This window comes from Nitrosomonas sp. Nm51 (assembly GCF_900111165.1).
GTDB lineage: Bacteria > Pseudomonadota > Gammaproteobacteria > Burkholderiales > Nitrosomonadaceae > Nitrosomonas.
In genome coordinates this window covers 1-1,665 of sequence record NZ_FOGH01000117.1, presented here as the reverse complement: position 1 = coordinate 1,665, position 1,665 = coordinate 1, and the positions used below count along the sequence as shown (strand labels likewise).

The window sequence follows — 1,665 nt, the reverse complement described above, 5'->3', positions numbered from 1 at the left end:
AGCAGGTCGCTGGCCAGCCTTGGTGCGTTATATCATCAGTAAAATTATTGCCAGCAAACCCCAGAAATCACAATTTCTTGATTCATTTCCCGCTACGTTGGCATTTGATTCCAGCTAACTGAGGAATTTAGGATGAACGAACCAGCGTGATTATTACAACCAACCTCGCATTCGCAGAATGGAGCAACGTATTCATCGACGCCAAAATGACCACGGCACTGTTGGATCGGCTCACGCACCATTGCCACATCATCGAAACCGGCAATGAATCTTTCCGCTATAAACAAAGCACAGTCAATGCAAAGATCAGAATACAGCAACGGGAAAAAGAAAAATATTCACCAGAAGAAAATCTGGTTAATTTGTAACGAACAACTGAACACAAAGCATCAGCAGGAGGCAAAATACCAACTCAGTCTGGTCGACTTATCCACAGATGCGTAGTATCCTGCGCACTGTTTCCCCCTGGTCAAATTTCAACCGTAATGGGTGGTCAATTTTAAACCGGTATCAACACAGAGTATCAAGATTTGGCATATGCAGGTACAAATAGTAAACGTATTTTAGGCTCAATGAATGATTTAGCGTTTCACTATAAACATCACATATTGAGTGAAGGTGGTATCCATAGCGCAATGATTCCAGAAATTATTCGTAGATTAAACCATATGCCAATGGGAGCGTTGGATTATAAGTATCCTATAGATGCTATTCAAAGCTTATGTGCAAAAACAACATGACAAGTCACTCAGCTGACTATAAAAAGCGTGGCTCCTATCATTGCTTTGTTTTTGCGGTAGTGAATCTTTATGTTGAATGAGAATCTTGAGTAAACCTAAGAATTAAGCTGAAATCAGAGAAGAGGCTTGAAAAAAGGGCTGACGCGAGTCTAACCAATAATCTCATTTTTTTTCAATATGTTACCTAATACGAGCTTTCTTTCTTCAAAAATATTAGGAAAATAATTCAATTGGAACAGTGAGTTAACAAATGGTGCAGAAAATCGGAGCTACTTCGAACCAGATTTTCTCGGTTTTGCAGGACTGGAATGAAAGTTTGAAGGGTTCGCCATTGGATACTTATCCGCATCCCGAACCATAAAATAAACCATAAAAACCTATCACTGACAGCGGTACGTCGATAAACCGGCGCATCGCTGTTTTCATATTCATAAACCATTTTTCGTTTTTTTAGCGCTTCCGTTTCCCGGTAGGCGGAAGCCGGATGTGTATTGTTCAAGCAAAGGAGTTATTGAATGCCCGAACACACACCAAAACAAATTTCGCCATTTAGCCTGCGTCTGACGCCGGAAGAGCGTGCTCAGCTTGAGCGCGAAGCCGCCGGTCTGCCGCTCGGTGAATATGTCCGCCAGCGGGTCTTTGACGAAAACCGCACCAAGCGCCGTACAAGGAACAAACATCCGGTCAGGGATCATCAAATTCTCAGTCAACTTCTGGGTGAACTGGGAAAATCAAGGCTTTCGAACAATCTCAACCAGCTGGCCAAGGCTGCCAATAGCGGTTTATTAATTCTTACCCCTGAAGTTAAAACAGCGCTTTTGAACGCCTACTATTAGACGACAATTAATCTGTCCGGTCAGGCGACAATTATCTTGACCGGTTGAGCGTGGGCGCCAGAATAAGTTCTTACCTATTGGATAGGAGA

Annotated in this window: 2 protein-coding genes and 1 pseudogene; all 3 read left to right on the top strand. The window is 42.7% G+C overall.

Annotation, left to right across the window (positions count from 1 at the left end; translation table 11 throughout):
• Positions 1–134: 134 nt before the first annotated feature.
• Positions 135–368, top strand: a pseudogene (locus BMY60_RS15040) (ATP-binding protein); the annotation flags it as partial.
• A 141-nt stretch (positions 369–509) separates the two neighbouring features.
• Positions 510–740 carry a DUF6933 domain-containing protein gene (locus BMY60_RS15560; protein WP_371264226.1) on the top strand — a complete coding sequence of 77 codons (231 nt, stop codon included), beginning with the start codon at positions 510–512 and terminating at the stop codon, positions 738–740.
• Positions 741–1,255: 515 nt separating this feature from the next.
• Positions 1,256–1,576 (top strand): plasmid mobilization protein, encoded by a 321-nt coding sequence (locus BMY60_RS15035; RefSeq protein WP_090334715.1) that lies wholly within the window; start codon positions 1,256–1,258, stop codon positions 1,574–1,576.
• Positions 1,577–1,665 lie beyond the last annotated feature (89 nt).